At 42.3% G+C, this 17,914-nt stretch carries 18 protein-coding genes; all 18 read right to left on the bottom strand.

The genetic code is table 11. The annotated features are described in order from the left end of the window. Positions 1 to 51 precede the first annotated feature (51 nt). Complete coding sequence (locus tag HMPREF1521_RS00400) at positions 52 to 1,050, bottom strand: nucleoid-associated protein (RefSeq protein WP_038114485.1); 999 nt, start codon at positions 1,048 to 1,050, stop codon at positions 52 to 54. A 16-nt stretch (positions 1,051 to 1,066) separates the two neighbouring features. Beyond that, a complete protein-coding gene (locus tag HMPREF1521_RS00395) occupies positions 1,067 to 2,356 on the bottom strand; it encodes an AMP-binding protein (protein ID WP_038114482.1) in 1,290 nt (429 codons plus the stop codon). A gap of 1 nt (position 2,357) precedes the next feature. Next, the gene (locus HMPREF1521_RS00390) at positions 2,358 to 3,464 is read right to left on the bottom strand and encodes a thiolase family protein (protein ID WP_038114479.1); all 1,107 of its coding nucleotides are present in this window, start codon (positions 3,462 to 3,464) and stop codon (positions 2,358 to 2,360) included. Between the two features lie 89 nt (positions 3,465 to 3,553). Further along, on the bottom strand, positions 3,554 to 4,066 hold the full coding sequence (locus HMPREF1521_RS00385) for a biotin transporter BioY (protein ID WP_038114477.1): 513 nt from the start codon (positions 4,064 to 4,066) through the stop codon (positions 3,554 to 3,556). 10 nt (positions 4,067 to 4,076) lie between these two features. Beyond that, the gene (locus HMPREF1521_RS00380) at positions 4,077 to 4,625 is read right to left on the bottom strand and encodes a hypothetical protein (RefSeq protein WP_038114475.1); all 549 of its coding nucleotides are present in this window, start codon (positions 4,623 to 4,625) and stop codon (positions 4,077 to 4,079) included. 187 nt (positions 4,626 to 4,812) lie between these two features. Next, positions 4,813 to 5,673 (bottom strand): UTP--glucose-1-phosphate uridylyltransferase GalU, encoded by an 861-nt coding sequence (galU, locus tag HMPREF1521_RS00375; RefSeq protein WP_038114474.1) that lies wholly within the window; start codon positions 5,671 to 5,673, stop codon positions 4,813 to 4,815. Between the two features lie 13 nt (positions 5,674 to 5,686). Continuing rightward, on the bottom strand, positions 5,687 to 7,240 hold the full coding sequence (locus HMPREF1521_RS00370) for an LptA/OstA family protein (RefSeq protein ID WP_038114472.1): 1,554 nt from the start codon (positions 7,238 to 7,240) through the stop codon (positions 5,687 to 5,689). A 29-nt stretch (positions 7,241 to 7,269) separates the two neighbouring features. Then, on the bottom strand, positions 7,270 to 8,397 hold the full coding sequence (locus HMPREF1521_RS00365; protein WP_038114470.1) for a hypothetical protein: 1,128 nt from the start codon (positions 8,395 to 8,397) through the stop codon (positions 7,270 to 7,272). A 110-nt stretch (positions 8,398 to 8,507) separates the two neighbouring features. Continuing rightward, complete coding sequence (locus tag HMPREF1521_RS00360) at positions 8,508 to 8,954, bottom strand: hypothetical protein (RefSeq protein ID WP_038114468.1); 447 nt, start codon at positions 8,952 to 8,954, stop codon at positions 8,508 to 8,510. A 237-nt stretch (positions 8,955 to 9,191) separates the two neighbouring features. Next, a complete protein-coding gene (gene hypE, locus HMPREF1521_RS00355; RefSeq protein ID WP_038114466.1) occupies positions 9,192 to 10,199 on the bottom strand; it encodes a hydrogenase expression/formation protein HypE in 1,008 nt (335 codons plus the stop codon). Position 10,200: 1 nt separating this feature from the next. After that, a complete protein-coding gene (hypD, locus tag HMPREF1521_RS00350) occupies positions 10,201 to 11,319 on the bottom strand; it encodes a hydrogenase formation protein HypD (RefSeq protein WP_038114464.1) in 1,119 nt (372 codons plus the stop codon). Further along, positions 11,279 to 11,530 (bottom strand): HypC/HybG/HupF family hydrogenase formation chaperone, encoded by a 252-nt coding sequence (locus HMPREF1521_RS00345; RefSeq protein ID WP_038114462.1) that lies wholly within the window; start codon positions 11,528 to 11,530, stop codon positions 11,279 to 11,281. The genes hypD and HMPREF1521_RS00345 overlap by 41 nt, the downstream gene beginning before the upstream one ends. Positions 11,531 to 11,639: 109 nt before the next feature. Continuing rightward, on the bottom strand, positions 11,640 to 13,931 hold the full coding sequence (gene hypF, locus HMPREF1521_RS00340; protein WP_038114460.1) for a carbamoyltransferase HypF: 2,292 nt from the start codon (positions 13,929 to 13,931) through the stop codon (positions 11,640 to 11,642). Between the two features lie 46 nt (positions 13,932 to 13,977). Beyond that, the gene (scfB, locus tag HMPREF1521_RS00335; RefSeq protein WP_038114458.1) at positions 13,978 to 15,387 is read right to left on the bottom strand and encodes a thioether cross-link-forming SCIFF peptide maturase; all 1,410 of its coding nucleotides are present in this window, start codon (positions 15,385 to 15,387) and stop codon (positions 13,978 to 13,980) included. 170 nt (positions 15,388 to 15,557) lie between these two features. After that, the gene (gene scfA / locus HMPREF1521_RS08855; RefSeq protein WP_009353042.1) at positions 15,558 to 15,701 is read right to left on the bottom strand and encodes a six-cysteine ranthipeptide SCIFF; all 144 of its coding nucleotides are present in this window, start codon (positions 15,699 to 15,701) and stop codon (positions 15,558 to 15,560) included. A 67-nt stretch (positions 15,702 to 15,768) separates the two neighbouring features. Further along, entirely contained in the window at positions 15,769 to 16,506 is a 738-nt protein-coding gene (locus tag HMPREF1521_RS00330) for an ECF transporter S component (protein ID WP_051435724.1), read from the bottom strand. A gap of 49 nt (positions 16,507 to 16,555) precedes the next feature. Beyond that, positions 16,556 to 17,398: a hypothetical protein gene (locus HMPREF1521_RS00325; protein ID WP_038114456.1), complete on the bottom strand. Its 843-nt coding sequence runs from the start codon at positions 17,396 to 17,398 to the stop codon at positions 16,556 to 16,558. Beyond that, the gene (locus HMPREF1521_RS00320; RefSeq protein ID WP_038114454.1) at positions 17,391 to 17,795 is read right to left on the bottom strand and encodes a hypothetical protein; all 405 of its coding nucleotides are present in this window, start codon (positions 17,793 to 17,795) and stop codon (positions 17,391 to 17,393) included. The genes HMPREF1521_RS00325 and HMPREF1521_RS00320 overlap by 8 nt, the downstream gene beginning before the upstream one ends. Between the last annotated feature and the right edge of the window lie 119 nt (positions 17,796 to 17,914).

Genomic DNA, 17,914 nt, shown 5'->3' with positions numbered 1-17,914 from the left:
TGTATCCCGCCTTATATATCAGTGTAACAATAAACTCTAATTATTATAAAACTATTTATTAACGATTTTATTAATATTTTTTAATTCGATGCGCAATGTGCCGTCATCATTCGTCACGATTTCGATAAACTCACGATTTTTCATATATTCAACAGGAAAAGAAATTTCTATGCCCGTATCGGTCTTTATTTTATGATGTTCCCCCACCTTGACGGCAAATTCCCGATTTACAGGTAACGGACGCATCATATCCTGATCCGCCAGTTCCTTTTTCGCCGCCTCTTGTTGAATCGGGCTGGTCTTAAATACTTCCTCTACGATACGCACAGGATCTACCGTATCAGATACCTCGGCATTTTTTGCAATCATGGACTTTGCCATGGTCATTTCCGCAACACCGTCAGACTCATGGGCCTGTGCCACCTTATTTACAATATTTTTCACCTTTTTTACCGTATCCCGCGACGATTGATTCGTACCTAACTGCAGAACCTTATCCGCTAAAATATAGGATACCTCGCCATCGAACTCACCCTTCGGCTCGAAGATACGCACCGATAAATCATTCGTATTAATCGCTGCAAAGGCACGTAATTTCTGAGCCGGCATAGGTAAAACAGCCTTATGAGCTACTAACTCTGTCGTCAGAGTCCCATCATCTTCACTGAATAACTGATGGGTGAAAGCATCATGGGCCTGACATAACAGTATACAGAGATATGAAGTATCCGTGACAGCTTCACAGATAATAGTATCAATAACGATTCCATCTGTAGCCTGTTTCATGTAGTTAAATAAACTTTCACCTAACTCTTTACTGAGCGTAACAAAATCGAGGGTTCCCTGTTTATAAGCATCTAATTGTTTTCCTACGGGACTAGCGGTATGTAAGGTGCCCGTACGCGCTCCGGGATCCTTAAAAGCCTTTGCTACATGAGCAGCGATATACTCCTGCACAGACTGGTCACCGACCTTCAGTTCATGTTCAGAGTATACCGCCAGAGACGATGTAAAATCAAAAATTTCCAGCACCGCTTTATTTATCTGCATAAAGCCTCCTCAATCATTACGAACATACAAGCTTATTATACCATTCTTTTAACTTTCGTTTATCAACTTTTGAGCACTCTGTTAAAGGTAACATAGGAACATCCAAAATTTTCTTCGGCCATTCTACGGAGGGTAAACTTTCACGAATACGATTAAATACATCCGCTCGTGAACTGCCTTCAGCTAAAACCATAAATACCGCAAAGTCCTCACCGCGCATATCGTCGTCAATGACAATGACAGCTACCTCATCAACACCGGTCAACGATTGTAAATACCTTTCCATGGATGGAACGGATATCTTATAACCGCCTTTATTCACCACATCCCCTTGACGCCCCGTAAAAATAATATATCCGTCACTGTCGATGTATCCGCAATCATTAACCGTATATGTATCAGGAATCCCTTCGATATGATAAGCGGTTGTAATATACAATAGACCATCCTGCTCTTCAACTTGTACAGAAGGAAAAGCCTTTCCCACCGTATGTTCCCTCTCCAGCCATTCCGAACCGCTACAATACGATATATAATTCAATTCCGATGCCCCATAATACAGGATAAACTGCATGCGAGGGCATATGAATTCCAATCGCTCCATCAAATCTCGATCCAACACTTGAGACCCTGCGATAATATAATCAACCGATGATAATGTACATTCACAATGCCGCATCAATAAACGTAATTTCGTAGGCAGCGCATATATATGATCCGCCCTATGCACCTCCATCAGCTGTATCCATTTTTTAGGTTTCAAAGATTGAGATGTTAAAACGGTCCCTCCTGCCCAAAGAACGGCAACGGTCATATTGCTGACTCCGGTAAAACTGAAACTACCCTGTAAAAATAAGATAGTCCGACTATTGATATGAAATACTCCATTTTGCACATCAAAAAAGTCACGCCATGACGATTCATTGCGCCATAAAGGTTTTGGATTTCCCGTAGTCCCCGATGTAAGTACACCGAAATCCGCCCGAGGCGGTATTCCTTCCGTTTTAATAACATCCTTTATTTTCTCTATATAATCATCATTCATTTCATTATGACATACCATGGGGATATAACCTCTATATAGGGCACCGAACCATAGTATACATTGATTATAAAAAGATATATCACGAATAAGAATAATCTTTCGTCCACCCTGCGCTTCCGTCATCATACATGATAGTTCAAATTGTATACCGGTAATATCCGCCCAGAGGTCTTCATATGTATATTGTCGTTCGTCAACAGTCAAAGCTATACTCTTCGGATTTAATTGTCGATGTGATTTCAATCGTTCAATAATATTCATATTACATCCGCTCTATAATTAATGCTGTCCCTGTACCTCCGGCGCCTGCAATAGCGCACAATCCATATCGTCCGTTGCACTGCTCCAGAGCCGCCATACAATGCAATACTAATATGGCTCCTGAACATCCATAAGGATGTCCATATGCCAACGCGCCTCCAAAATAATTATATTTTCCCATATGATCCGGATAGACCTTCTGAAAGAGCACATCAATAATAGCAAAGGCTTCATTCCATTCCACCGCATCTATATCATCCATGGATAATCCAGTGCGTTCCAAAATGGCCTTTGTACTCTTCAAAGCTCCTTCCGGACTATACTGGGGACTTCCGGCCCAAGGCAACATACTATGAATCCTAAACGGGCCTTTTCTATTGCTGAGATATACAAATGCGCCGCCATCATGTGTCAGGCAGGAATTTCCGGCATTTGTTATGGAGTCAGGCCCTAATAAAGGTTTCATCCGTCCTAATAGGTTCTTATTCATTGTAGGGCGTATACATTCGTCTCTACAAATCTTACCATTGATTTCTAAAGGCATAATGTACTGACTTAATATTTGATTGGAACGAGCAGCATCAGCTTTTTGATGACTCTCAATAATAAACGGGTATAAAGCTTCCTTCGCGATATTATATTTTGCTATTGTTCGTTCCGCCCCCTCCAGCATAGTCCATGGAGATTGATCATGGGGTGAAAATTGCGCCACCATATAACTGCCTTCACGATCATCCCCATCCGCATACGTACGCTGTGGTTGTAAGGAGGAACTTTCAACACCTCCGGCAATAGCGGAACACATAACCCCCGTCTTAATATGAGTATATGCCATTTCAATACTCATTAATGCAGATGCACATTGCATATCCACGGTAACGGCCGGCACGGATTCAGGTAAATTGGTCATAAGCCCCATCAAACGGCCTAAATTTCCGCCTGTACCTACCGCATTACCACAGAATATACCATCCACTGAAGTAATAGTATTACGGATCAACAGCTCATTAATTAAACGTGCACCCAGTACCTCAGGCCGAAGGGTTTTATATTGACCATGTACAACCCCGATAGGGCTGCGCAGGCCTCCATGAATATATACATCCATAGTATATGCTCCCTATATATAAATAAATATTCTATATCACCAAGTATATAGCATAAAAGAGGCATCCCAAAGGATGCCCCTCATACACTTTAGATTTTAACCTTTGTCGCCAACCATGACGCGACCAGACATTTGAAGATATCCCCGGGAATAAACGGGAACATTACAGCTACCAGTGCTGCCCATAAATCGGTATTCGTTACTAGCATATAACCGGTAACACCGAAAAGATAGACGATAGGAATCGTTATAACAATGGAACGCCATGCATAGGAAGTAAAGCTTCTTTTATTACCTTTATATACACTCAATAATGTATATGCTACAGGCCAAGAAAATATAAACCCTCCGGTAGGTCCAAATAATTTTCCGAATCCTCCCGTGCCCCCTACAAATACCGGCAAACCTACGGTTCCCAGTAGTACATAAACAATAAATACTATAAGTGCATCTTTAGGTTGCAACAGTAAACCGATTAATGTAGCCACTAAGGTCAATGCCGTCACCATAGCCGGACTAAATGGTAGTGGAAATGAAATATATGCTGAAATGCATAATAAGGCCGTTAATAATGCCATTTTTGTCAAACGTCTTGTTTCCATTTAAAATACCTCAATCTATACATACACTATTATATTCATGATGAACACGAAATTTAAAAAGTACAATATCATCTACGAGCCCTTCTGAATAACCATTAGGTTGAACAACAATACGAGCTCTGTCATCAGCAATCATGGGCGAACGATACTTTACTTCCAGTCCGGTTACACCCTTATTTTCTTTATAATGATTCCAAAGAGATTCCAATATGAGCAACCCAGGAACAATATAAGGAGGCTCTCGATGTATTTTATTGACATCTCGTACCTCTGTCACAAATTGGATAATACTTTCTTTAGAAAAGGACACCGTGAAAGAACCGTCATCGGTTCTTGACTGCTGACGAATTGTTAATGGACGCGTCAACTGTAACAATTCCACTTGTAAACGTCCCACATGATTTGACAGGCATACTGTTATATATTTTTCATCTGATTTAACAACGTCACAATGAACCTGCTCACTACCGTTTAAATCAAAATAAACCTTTGTAATCACACAATTAGTAGGAAGTTTCATTGTATTATCATATGTCAGAAGCGATAATAATGATCTCATATAATCACAGTCCTTTATTAATCCAATAAATTGATTATAATCAACATCATTTTATTAGTCAACTTTTCTTTATCAGATTTTGTTTACAATAAAAGAACCTATGGAGTTGCACTGCACACACCTCCATAGGTTCTTTTCTGCTTATAGTATACATGACAGTAATCGGTCCAACTACTATAACAGAGGATTAAAATTTTAATTCTTTCAGATACGCCTTGAATGCATCTCCCAACTCTTCGTTGCGCAACGCATATTCAACAGTTGCTTTCAAGTAACCTAATTTATCACCCGTATCATAACGGATTCCTTCATATGCAAGAGCATATGTATCCGTCTTTGATGCAGCTAATGCATCAGTTAACTGAACCTCATTACCCACGCCGGGTTTAGTATTTTCCAAGATGGAGAAAATATCCGGAGTTAAAATATAACGTCCCAGTACTGCCAATGTAGACGGGGCCTTTTCGCGACTAGGCTTTTCTACCAAAGTATCCACGCGATATAAATTATCCGCTAAGGGTTCACCGTCTACGATACCATAAGCGCTGACCTTATCTTCCGGCACGAATTGAGCCCCTAAGATAATACCGGGATGTTCATCATAACAATCAATAAGTTGCTTTAGGCATGGATTTTCAGGATTGTAAACGATATCATCGCCTAGGAGCACCGCAAAAGGTTCATCTCCGATAAATGCTTTCGCACATAAAACGGCATCCCCTAATCCACGTGGTGCTTTTTGACGGATAAAATGGACTTTAATATCCGCTAAATCCTTAATCATTGCAAGTTGTTTATTCTTTCCCTGCATCTGAAGCAAATACTCTAATTCAACACTGCTATCGAAGTGATCTTCAATAGCACGCTTATTGCGCCCCGTGATAATTAAAATCTCTTCGATACCGGAATCTAAAGCTTCTTTCACGATATACTGGATAGCCGGAGTGTCTACAATCGGTAACATTTCCTTCGGTTGAGCCTTCGTAGCCGGCAAGAACCGCGTACCGAACCCTGCGGCGGGGATAACAGCCTTTCTAATGCGTTGCATAATTCTCTCCTAATTAAAAATCCTTACCTACAAATTTAATCTTCCATTGGTTATTATTACTCTTCTGAGCATCTTTATATGTCAAATATAAATCAAAGGAATGCAAATCATGATGCCATGTATAATATATGGAATCGACTTCACCACTCATGATATTATTTTTCACACTGACGGAAACGTCATCAAGTCGCGTTAACTTATAACTTGCACCATAGATTAATTCCTTAGGCAACTCCGTCGTATCGAAGCGATATGGAGAGTTATTATAAGTAATATTTCGCTGGTTATAAGATACCCATGCCTGCATGCGATTCCCAATCTTGGTATTGAATCGGGCACCCCAGTACGGCATGCTGCGAATAGATTTATCATAACCGTAGTAATCTCGTTGATACCCGCCGAGGAATCGAAGATCCGCGCCGGACCACAACTTAATCGGGTCATGTGATACCTCTGCATAATACTCTTTATGAGAGCCCTTCACAGAACCTTCCTTCCAATAACCGGCATTAGCACCGCCTCGAACGGTAATAGGAGATTTGCCAATATGATAACTATGAGTATCGATACGCGCCTCACCGATTTTTTCAACCCATACGGTTTCATCATTATATTCATTGGATTCCTTACTATATCCTATGGATGCGGTTCCCCAAGGCAAGTAATGACGATACCCGACCTGCGGTTTAAAGCCCGCCTTTGTATACCATCGGTAATCAATATATACCTCGCCGTTTTTACCGATTGGATAATCCGTATTACCATGAAGGCCAAAGCCATCATCACTGCTGTAAGTAGGTTTTGGAACCAAAGAGAATATACTGAATTTACCTTCTTTATCATGACGTAAAGACTTTGTATATGATGGCAATGAAAAAACTTTGAAGTTTTTAATATAAAAGGTCGGATTTTTAATGACTACTTTATCACCGGGATAAACCTTAATATCTTCCCCCTCGACGCGATAATCTGGTGCATGTTTAAATGCCATCGCATGTTTCGTCGTAACCATGCCTTTTTCCATATGGCCTTCTTGACCATCAAATGTGGCATTTGAACCCTTCACATAATATGGATCATTCCAGCCCATCGCCTGGTCAGCCGTAAAATGGCGATCCTTGGTGCGATATGTCATATTTTGACCCGTAATATCCTTAGTCTTACCGTTATCCTCTAAATATCGATAACCACCTACGGTACGATATTCCGTAGTCTTCGTATTCCCTTCAATACGTGGAGATAACAATGTTTGATTACCTTGAGTCACCACTACGTCACCCTCAGCATAAACATCACCGGTCGAGCCGGTATAAGCCATTTTATTAGCATCGATGCGAGTCGGCAACTGCTCACTAGGCTCAGTAGATTTTGCTTTTTCACCACGACGTACAACACGGATATTACTGTTTTCAGGTGTGGATGCCTTTGCTAGCTCACCGGAATAAGACTGGCCCTCACTATCCAATGTATCTTGATAGACCGGGGTCGAATCCGTAGCGGCCCATACAGGCTGTGCCAAACACACTAAGCATGCAGCAGCCAGCCACTGTACTTTACTTTTCCTCATGGTTACTGGAACTCCTCTTATACAAGTAATTACTGATTACGTTTAACTACAACAATCGGTTGAGAAACATTTTCTGCGCCATCATCAGACTCTTCAACATCTGCCGGTTCTGTAGCTGTTGTATCAACCGTATCTGTCGATACCGCTTCATCATTCATATTATCTACGGAATCATTGCTTTCATCTGTCGTATTAGCCACAGTTACAGCATCGGCCAATTCATTATCGCTATGAGCCAATCCGTCCCCACCGATAACTAAGCCTTGAATTGTAACGGAATCCTGTGGTTGTACATATATGGTCGATCCTGCAGGATAGTCAATATTTTTACCTTTAATGAAAGCACCGCCCACAAGACCTACAGGCCCCAACAAAACGGCACCGGCCACGGAAGCACCGGCCGCTTTGATTTCACTACGGGTTTTCTTCTTCGCTTCCTCACCTTGTACCGCGGTAAATTCCGTACCATCAATAGCAGGAACTGTATCAAACGTAATATCAAGATCTCCATTGCGACCGAAGGAACGCGCCTTCTTCAACGATGTAATCGTACCTGTCCCAACGGTTCCGGCCGGAACGAGTAATACATTTCCATCCATTACATTTTCCGCAACTGTAAAGGAAACGGTATCGCCTTGCTGACTTGTTTTAGAAGAAACCGCATCATTTAAAGTAACTTTGAATACATGATTGCTTGCTAATGTACCGACTTGATTAGTCAACGCTACATTGCTGCCATAAACCTTTGTCTTCAAAGAGATAATGCGTTTTTGAAGTGCTCCACTACCGATACGGCCGTTAACACTGCGCTCCATTTTTTCTACACGATCCACGAGGGAACCTGCAGTAATGCCATTTTGATACGTATACTCCAAAGCATCCATTTCTTCGCGCAACGAAATATTTCTACCGCTACCCTCAACGGAGTCATATAAGGAATCGACGCGCTTGCTCAATGTTGCAGAGTTACCGTTAGAGCCAGTACCATACACGGTTTCATCAAGTTGATTGATACGGTCTACTACGGCACCCTCCTGAACAGAACCATACACAGTCGTTTCCAATACATTAGTCTTTTCCGTTACCGTACCTGGAGCAGCAAAGGCAGTTCCTGAAATCAAGGATGCCATTAAAAGTGTAAGTACTTGCTTCTTCATATAATCCTCCACAAATTTCCAAACAGTTATGCTTGTTATACAACAGAATAAGCACGGGCCTAAGACCGTGCTTATCCCCTGAGTCTAACTAATAATGAGCTCAGCCACCATTAAATTTTCAAATCAATAATTGCCGATACGCCTACACCTTGAACACGAGATGCGCCAACAGGGTTTGTGCTGTCAACAGGTACTAAGCCCTTTACACGAACCATACCGTTGAAACTGCCTTCAACTTGTGCAACAGCTTTAACCTGTTCAACGCTGGATGCAGGACCTGTAACTTGAGCACCGCCGATATACCCTTTTGTACCGATACTGATAATCGGTACAACCTTAGTTGTATATTCCGTACTCAAATTATTCTGTTTCAATAGTTTATTTAAGAAAGAGTCAATTTGTGGACCGAACTTGTTAATAACAATACCGATACCACCAATTTTAGCAGCGCCGCCAAGAATACTGCTAAGGCCACCGGCTTGAGTCGTCAAGATACCCCCAAATGCGGTCGTAGTTAAACAAATACCTAGAACGGCAGTGATAATTTTCTTTTTCATAATAAGCCTCCTAATAGATACTTATATTTTAACAAATTCTATACATAGATTCTAGTGAAAGTATATAACTTACACTTAAAGATAATCAAAATATATAAAATTTGGATGAACGCATTGTGAATTTTACGCAATTGAATTTTGTGACAATTCCACTAAATATATGAAGCTATGGCGCCCATATAGTCAATCAGATCTGAACAAAATGCATTTCCTGAATGATTAAGCGGAACTACAGAACTAGCAAATGCGAGGCACTTGATCTTCTCCAAGAAGATCCACCAGTCGCACACCGCCGATGGAGGTCTGCAGGCCTACTTTCCCGATATTTTTATCCAATGTTTTACCGATGAGTACCGCTTCTTTTCCCTCTTCAAATGTATGAAGAATATCAAGAACTCGCTCTGTCACCACCGGCTCAACTAAGAAAACAGCTTTACCTTCATTGGCCAAATATAACGGATCATATCCTAAGATATCGCATACGGACCGAACTTCATCGTGAATCGGTAACGCAGATTCATCAACCTTAATACCAACACCGCTTTGATCCGCAATTTCTTTCAAAACCGTACCGAGTCCCCCCCGTGTAGGGTCCCGAAGCAATGCCACAGAAGGACCTGCTTCCTGCAGTACGGCGTGTACCATATGATTGAGAGGCGCGCAGTCCGTTTTCACCGATTCGGATAGCTCCAGGCCAAATCGCTGTCCCATAACGGCGATGGAGTGGTCCCCTATAGCCCCGGATAAAATAATGTCCATATTCGGTTGAACTCGATGAGGACCAATATCAACATGCTCGGGAATCATGCCGACACCTGCCGTATTAATATAAATTTTATCTACCTCGCCCTTTTTAACGACCTTTGTATCCCCTGTTACGATTTGAACATTCGCAAGATCCGCCATCTCCGCCATGGTCCGCAGAATCTGATCTAATTCATCGAATGGCAGTCCTTCCTCCAGAATAAGACCACAGCTTAAATATTGAGGAACAGCACCGTTCATAGCAAGGTCGTTAACAGTACCGCATACGGCTAATTTCCCGATATTACCGCCCGGGAAAAATAGGGGCTGTACAACATAGGAGTCCGTCGAAAAAGCCATCCGTCCAGATGAGACCGGAAATTGTGCCCCATCATGTAAAGGCGCTAACAGATTGCTTTTAAAGTATTTTAAAATAAATCGTTCCGTCAATTCGTGACTGAACCGCCCGCCATTACCGTGGACTAAACGTACACGTTCCATACTAATCCTCCCAAGTTAATCCGCCACTGGAAAATCCATATTTATACCAGGCGGCACAACTACCTTCCACAGATACCATACACGCCCCCACCGGATGATCGGCAGTACAGCTTTTACCGAACAAAGGACATTCACTCGGCTTAATCAAACCTTGTAAAACGCGACCACACTGACATCCTTTCGGGTCAAGTGACGGTTTTTCCAACACTGTCGGTATGGCTAATTCCGCATCATATGCAGTATACTCGCCCTTTAAAGCTAAACCGGAGTGTGAAATTATTCCGATACCGCGCCATGTATCATCACAAACATCATATACTTCGCGCATCATAGCTTGTGCTACGGGATTTCCCTGCTCCATCACAACCGAATGATATGTATTACCTACCATGAACTTCCCTGAGCTGCGCTGTTCCAGGATATTGACTATAGCCGAAAGAATTTCTACGCCATCAAAACCGGCGATACATGATGGAATATGATATTCTTCAGGCAGGAATCGATACGGTTCCTCCCCGATAATAACGCTTACATGCCCCGGCAAAATAAAGCCGTCAATACGGCCTTCCTGTCGATCCAATAAAGCTCGTAATGCCGGGGGAACTAATTTATGAGATACGAGGAAAAATACATTTTTAATCCCTGCCGCATGAACCGCTTTTACGGTCGCCCCGATAACGGCAATAGTCGTTTCGAACCCGATCGCTAAAAACACGATTTTCTTATCCGGATGGCGCTTACTCAACTCCAACACTTCTAAAGGCGTATAGATAACATGAATATGAGCGCCCTTTGTTTGAGCCTCGCTAAGATTGCTATAGCTGCCGGGCACCTTCAGCATATCCCCGAAGGTAGCGATGATAATATCATCCCGCTCCGCATAGGCTAAAGCCTTATCCATATAAATCTGATCAGTTACACATACTGGACATCCCGGACCGCTTACAAGCTCAATACCTTCGGGCAACAACTGACGAAGGCCTTCTCGGAAAATCGATACCGTATGTGTTCCGCACACCTCCATGAGTCTGACGACTTCGCCCGGCTTATGAAGTGCATTAATGCGTTTCAATAATGCATCAGCTGTGTGCTTCTTTTCCTGCAAAGTAAGCTTCTTCAAGTTCCTCTAACTCCTTAAAGGCATCTAATGTTGCTTGTGCCTCTTCTTCATCAACAATCTGTACAGCAAATCCCGCATGTACCAAAAGCCAGTCTCCTACCTTCGCATCAGGTACGAGCAGAAGACTGCAATCCCGTGTAGCCCCCGTTAATTCAACGGTACCGATGGTATCATTTACGGCAACAAGCTGTGCCGGTACGGCTAAGCACATAATACCTCCTCATTGTATCATTTATCATCACTTATTATTATGAATATTCAAACACTTATAAAACATGTCATATACAACAGCTAAGAATATTGTATCACATATAAAATCATTATTTTTTCAATACATGAGCCCCGATCCATAACTGACCCACAGCCAAGCCACCATCATTTGCAGGTACGGATTTATTCATATATAGATTGCCTACATGCCAGGCACGATGTATTTCATGCATGAGTCGACGATTTTGAAAGACTCCGCCCGCAATCGCCGCATTATACAAACCATAACGCTCCATTATATCCGCCGCCACTTCACAGATGCCGATAGCTACGGTTTTATGAAAGGATGCAGCTAAATAGGCACGACGTTCACCACGCACTACTCCGTCCATAACAGCCTGTACAGTCGGAGTGAAGTCCAGGACCTCTCCATCGTAAGCAAAATCAAGAACGGACCCTTTTTCATCACCGCAAAAGGATTCCAAAGCAATAGCGATCTGCGCATCATACGTATGTACCAACCCCAATCCTAACAGAGCCCCTACCGCATCAAAAAGTCGTCCGCAGCTGGAGGATTGTATCATGGTCATAGAATGCATCGCCTTATCAAGAATCCTCCATCCTGTCGGCAACTGCTCTATCCATTCAGCATAAACTGAAGGCACATTGTCACCGTAATACTGACGTATATACCATAAGGCTTGACGCCACGGTTCAGATACCGCTTTTTCGCCGCCGGGCAAAGGCACGGTATTAATGTGAGCCAGCCGTTGATAATCCGCTCCGTTACAGAGGAGAAATTCTCCGCCCCAAACGGTTCCATCCGGGCCGTACCCGGTTCCGTCCATGGCAATTCCCAGTACGACATCGGTTAAATTATACTCCGCCATAACAGAGGCTATGTGACTATGGTGATGCTGTACGGAAATAACAGGAATATGACGGGTTTCACCAATATGACGCCCTAATTGAGATGAAAAAAACTGTGGATGAGAGTCAATAATGACCGCTTCCGGCCGTGTAGAGAACAAATTTTCATATCGCGCAATCGTCCATTCCAAGGTTTCATGAGTCGAAGCCCGTTCCAGATCACCTATATGAGGCCCCAAAAGAATACTTTCACCCTTATTTACAGCGAATGCATTTTTAAGATCGCTGCCCATAGCCAGTAAATTGAAAGCACCTAAATTTTCACAATGGATCGGTTCAGGCACATAGCCTCGACTACGACGGATAAACTGGAGCTTCTCGCCGATGACGGATACGACGGAATCATCCAAAGGAGCATAGATTTGACGATTGTGAACCAGAAAATAATCCGCTACATTTTGGAGTTCTCTGAAAGCAGCCTCATCTTCATATAAAACGGAATCTCCGCTTCGATTTCCACTGGTCATCACCCATACGGCATCAGATGGTACCAGCACCTTATGAACAGGTGCATAAGGCAGCATAACCCCCAGCAGGTGATTTTGCGGCGCCACATGTTCACTCAAATGTATGGCGCTATTAGATTTACGATTCAATAACACAATGGGACGTTCCATTCCGGTCAGAACGGATTTCTCCATTTCATTCATGTGAACCAGCTTCATGGCTGTTTCTATGGAGCTAGCCATTACGGCCAACGGCTTATGGGGACGCTGTTTACGCATACGCAAACGCTGCACCGCTTCATCATTCGTCGCATCGCATACAAGATGATAACCGCCAACACCCTTCAACGCTATAATCTTTCCGGACGCAATAAGAGCACGCACATCATCCCATATATGAGCAGTATCCACCTCCATATGATTCGGTGTATATAAAGTATAGACAGGTCCGCATTTTATACATGCATTAGGCTCAGCATGATAGCGGCGCCCCTCAATATCATTATATTCAGTCAAACAATCGGGACACATAGGAAATTCTTTCATCGTAGTCCTTTCCCGATCATACGGTAAAGACTCGATAATAGAATATCGCGGCCCGCAATCAGTACAGTTAATAAAAGGATACTGTATGCGTCGAGGATCACTATGCAGTTCCCTGAGACAGTTCTCGCAAGGTGAAGTATCGGCACTGATAAAGGTTGTGCCCGGATCACCTAATGGTGATTGACGTACCTCAAACTCCATAGATTCGTATATAAGAGGTAATTTTGTAATGACAAAATTAGTAATCCGGCATAGTCGCGGTTTATGTTGATCAATAGCATCCACAAAAGACTGCAAATCTGCCGTCGCCCCCTGAATTTCCACATATACACCGTGACTGTCATTATATACAAATCCGCTCAACTGTAAGGAATGGGCCCACATAGAAACAAGGGGTCGGAATCCGACCCCTTGAACAATACCGGTATAGCGAATCCCCCAACGCTCCATAGTTTGACTATGATTAGTATCTTTTTTCATACAAACACCTCTACTATGGATGGAACATCCCCAGTCATATGTAAGATTAACCTAGTGCAACAGGAATACTGCCATCAATGCCCGCCTGTTCTAATTCAGCTTGAATCATGATAGCACACTCAATACGTTTTTTCTGCAATCGGCAACCAAATTCATAAGGGGTTTCCAAATCTCCGCCTAACGTAATATTATTCGCATGACATCCGCCTGAGCAGAAGAATTTAGCCCAGCATTCCGCACATGTAGGTTTAGAAAATACATGCGTATTACGGAAGGCCTTAGGAATCTCAGTATTTTGCAATCCATCAAATACATTGCCCAATACATAGCCATCCTTGCCGACAAATTGATGACATGGATAAATATCTCCATTCGGTACAACAGCCATATATTCATGACCCGCACCACAACCTCGTAAACGTTTCGCCATGCATGGACCACGGTACAGGTCCATACGGAAATGGAAGAAATTAAACTTTTCACCCCAGCCGTCCAGTTGACGCTGCAAATAAAGATCCGCTAACTTTTCATATTCCGCCTCAAGAGCCGGCCAGTCCTCTTCACGCAATACGTAATCCCCGTCCTCTCCGACTACAGGCTCCATAGATAAATGTTCAAACCCTAAATCGGACATGGCCATTACATCCTTGGTAAAGTCGAGATTTTTATGCGTATATGTGCCACGCACATAATACTCAAGACCATGACGTTGTTTTACGGCGTTGACGAGATTCTTCGCGATAAACTTGTAAGACTCCGCACCGCTACCGGCTACAGGGCGCATTGCATTATGTACGGACTCACGACCGTCCAACGATAAAACGAGACTCATCTTATGTTCGTTCACATAGTCAATTTTATCCTGTGTTAAAAGCATCCCGTTTGTAGTCAATGTGAGCTTGAAAATCTTATTGTGCTGTTTTTGAACGGATTCAATGTATTCAACGGTTTGTCTCACTACATCCCAATTCAACAAAGGTTCACCGCCAAAGAAGTCGATTTCACAATGTTGACGAGACCCGCTCATTTTAATGAGAAAGTCAACGGCGCGCTTTGCCACATCAAAACTCATTAACTCACGTTTTACGCCACCGTAATCACCTTGACTGGCAAAACAATATTTACATGCCAAGTTGCAATCATGCGCAATATTGAGACATAAAGCCTTTACAATAGGTTTTTCACCTACTACAAGTTTAAATTCCTTGCTCATAGGCGCAAATAACTGTTCGTTCGCAATCAGTTCATCTAACTCGTCCATAATTTCGTCGAGCTCCGTTGCATCCTCTTGGCTATCCATCGCCGCATGCACCGCATCCCGGTTAGTGCCATTATATATGTCAAGAACTCGATCGATGAGTTCGTCGATAACGTGAATAATACCGCTGTTTACGTCTAGACAGTAATAATTCCCCTTCATCCGAAACTTATGGATCATTGGTTGTAATTCTAACATGGTACCTCCAAATTTTATGTATGGGAAAGTGCTAATCTATATAGAACTTTCTAGATAATTGTACCATATTTCTACGGTAAAGCTATAAAAATAGTCATAAAGATATACCATAGCAGCTATGTATTTCAAACATAAGCAAAAGAAAAAGGCCCGCTATGCGAGCCTTCTCATTATTTTTGTTTACAAACTTGATTGCCTACCGTGCAGCTTGTTTTGCAAGCGGATTGGCAAGATGTTTGACATTCTCCGCAACCGCCGGTTTTAGCGGTTTTCTGCAAAGATTCAGTGTTGATTGTACGAATACGTTTAGACATGATTCTCCTCCTCAGTACTTATCAGATGATATTTATTCTACCATATTTATAAAAAACCTGTAAAATACTATTTTGTTATGTTTTCTTGTACAGCGGCCTCAGTACTCACATCATCAGCTTTTACTTTTTTAGGTGCATCCTTGCGCAACATCTTACGTAGCGCCAATGCAACAGGTGTTACAATAACACCCGCAAAGATTGCCTCAGGAATACCATGCGTAACTGATAAAACCACAATGGTTCCGAGTACTTGATCCGGACTAAGATTCATCTTGAAAGCAAACATATCCGCATATAGTAGGAAAATCAAGCCCATTACCATAATCGTATGGAACACGGTTCCCATAAATGCAGCGACGATGATACGCGGACCTTGAGGGGCCTTCCATAACAGAAGATATACCAAATATGCCAATACGGGGAAAATAACACGAGGCAATACGGAAACAATAGGGTTAAAAAATAACGGAGATAAGATATTCGGGGCCGTAATATTCTGCCACAAACTATAGCAGCCGAAAATAAGTCCCACAAAAGCACCGACCTTCGGTCCTTCCACAAGGGCCCCGATCAAAGTTGGAACGTGTAATGTCGTCACATTAAGAGGTCCCAACGGAACAATTCCATAACCGGAAAGGCCTAATGCTATTGTGATACCCGCTAACAGACCGATAATGGTCAATTCGCGAATAGTGATGCCCTTCTTTTTCGGTTTAACTTGTTTTGTCTCCTCACTAGACAATTTTGGATTGTCCGAGATTGATACAGTCGAGTTATCATCTACCGGACGTTCATTGTTGTTCATACATCCTCCTTCGCTCTCATTCCTGACGGATATAAGTCGAAACTAGAAATTAAAAACGCTCACGACGACGTGAAATAATACCTCGTTCCACCAACGCACCGATTATTACGGATACCGCTATGATTCCGGATTCCAGAAGGGCCGGAGTTATGAATACGAGCGGATTTCCCTGATATGTCGGAAAAACACTAGGAACGATGGATAGAATAAATGGCGGAACATATCCACCATACAGAATATGTCCGTTCATCGCCAACCACAAGGCCGCGGTGATGACAATGCGTAACAGGCGAACGCCTTTATAATCAATATGTCTCGGATATAAGTAAAATACGAATACCAACATGGTCATCAAGAGCAATACTAACTCAGCAAAAACAATATTGATATTCATGGATGGTGCATACAAATAATATACCATAGGATCCTGTAAGTCGATATATAGAATGGAACCTATGTACAAGAATGGAATAGGAATGATGTATAATACAATATCGATTACATCATCTATCATCCCCCAGTGACGAGGACGGGCAAAAATTTTTGTCAATAATAAACCTATTAACTCAATGAGGACCTGTATAATAAAATATACGATAAACAGTACGACTACTTTCACCAATCCGTTTTCAATTTGAAAGCCAAGTGGTGTATGTAGCAGCGAAAATACAGACCACCACGCCCAACTGTATGTATGATATCCCATGTGAAGAGGGAAATCATCATTAAACTTCGCATTCTTTAGCCGTCTCATCAACAACGGTATCACTAAAGACAGAATGGGAAATACCAGAATCGGAGCCGCTAATACCTTACTCGATGTCAGTACAACAGTAACAGCACTGACAAAAAGCGCCGCAATACACGTAAATATCCAAAAGTTCTTATTCATGACGGCCTCCTATAATACGCGATAATCCGTAAGCAATACATAAACTTACCGTAACACCTACATACATGACTATCAAAAAAGCCACGTCACGCCCCGCTGTCGGCCATCCCCAGAGCATAGATAAATCGACATTCAGGAAAATTCCTTTATAGATTATGGTATGCACGACAATCCAGCTCACCACATAAGCGATGCGATTGATATACCGTCCATCACCAAATGTACTCGTCTTATAGGATAAATAAGCCCACGGTATAACAAGTGATAATAATAAATACCATACAAGTGCCACCGTAGCACTGGATCCATTATGAATCATATACGCAATTAGGGGTAGCACTACGATGAACAAATTCATATAGACTGATCGTTTGCAAATATCTAACAATGTATTCATATAGTTCTCCTACCAGAAGTAATCTCCTGCTATTGTACAATAATCGGGCCCAAATGTCATCATAAAACAAAAACTCCCGCATGAGACGGACCCCATATCCGCCCCGTACGGGAGTTAAT

Origin of the sequence: Veillonella sp. AS16 (assembly GCF_000517785.1) — a bacterium.
Lineage (GTDB): Bacteria > Bacillota > Negativicutes > Veillonellales > Veillonellaceae > Veillonella > Veillonella denticariosi.
Note: the sequence above shows the minus strand (reverse complement) of the source record. Positions and strands in the feature narration are given on the sequence as shown.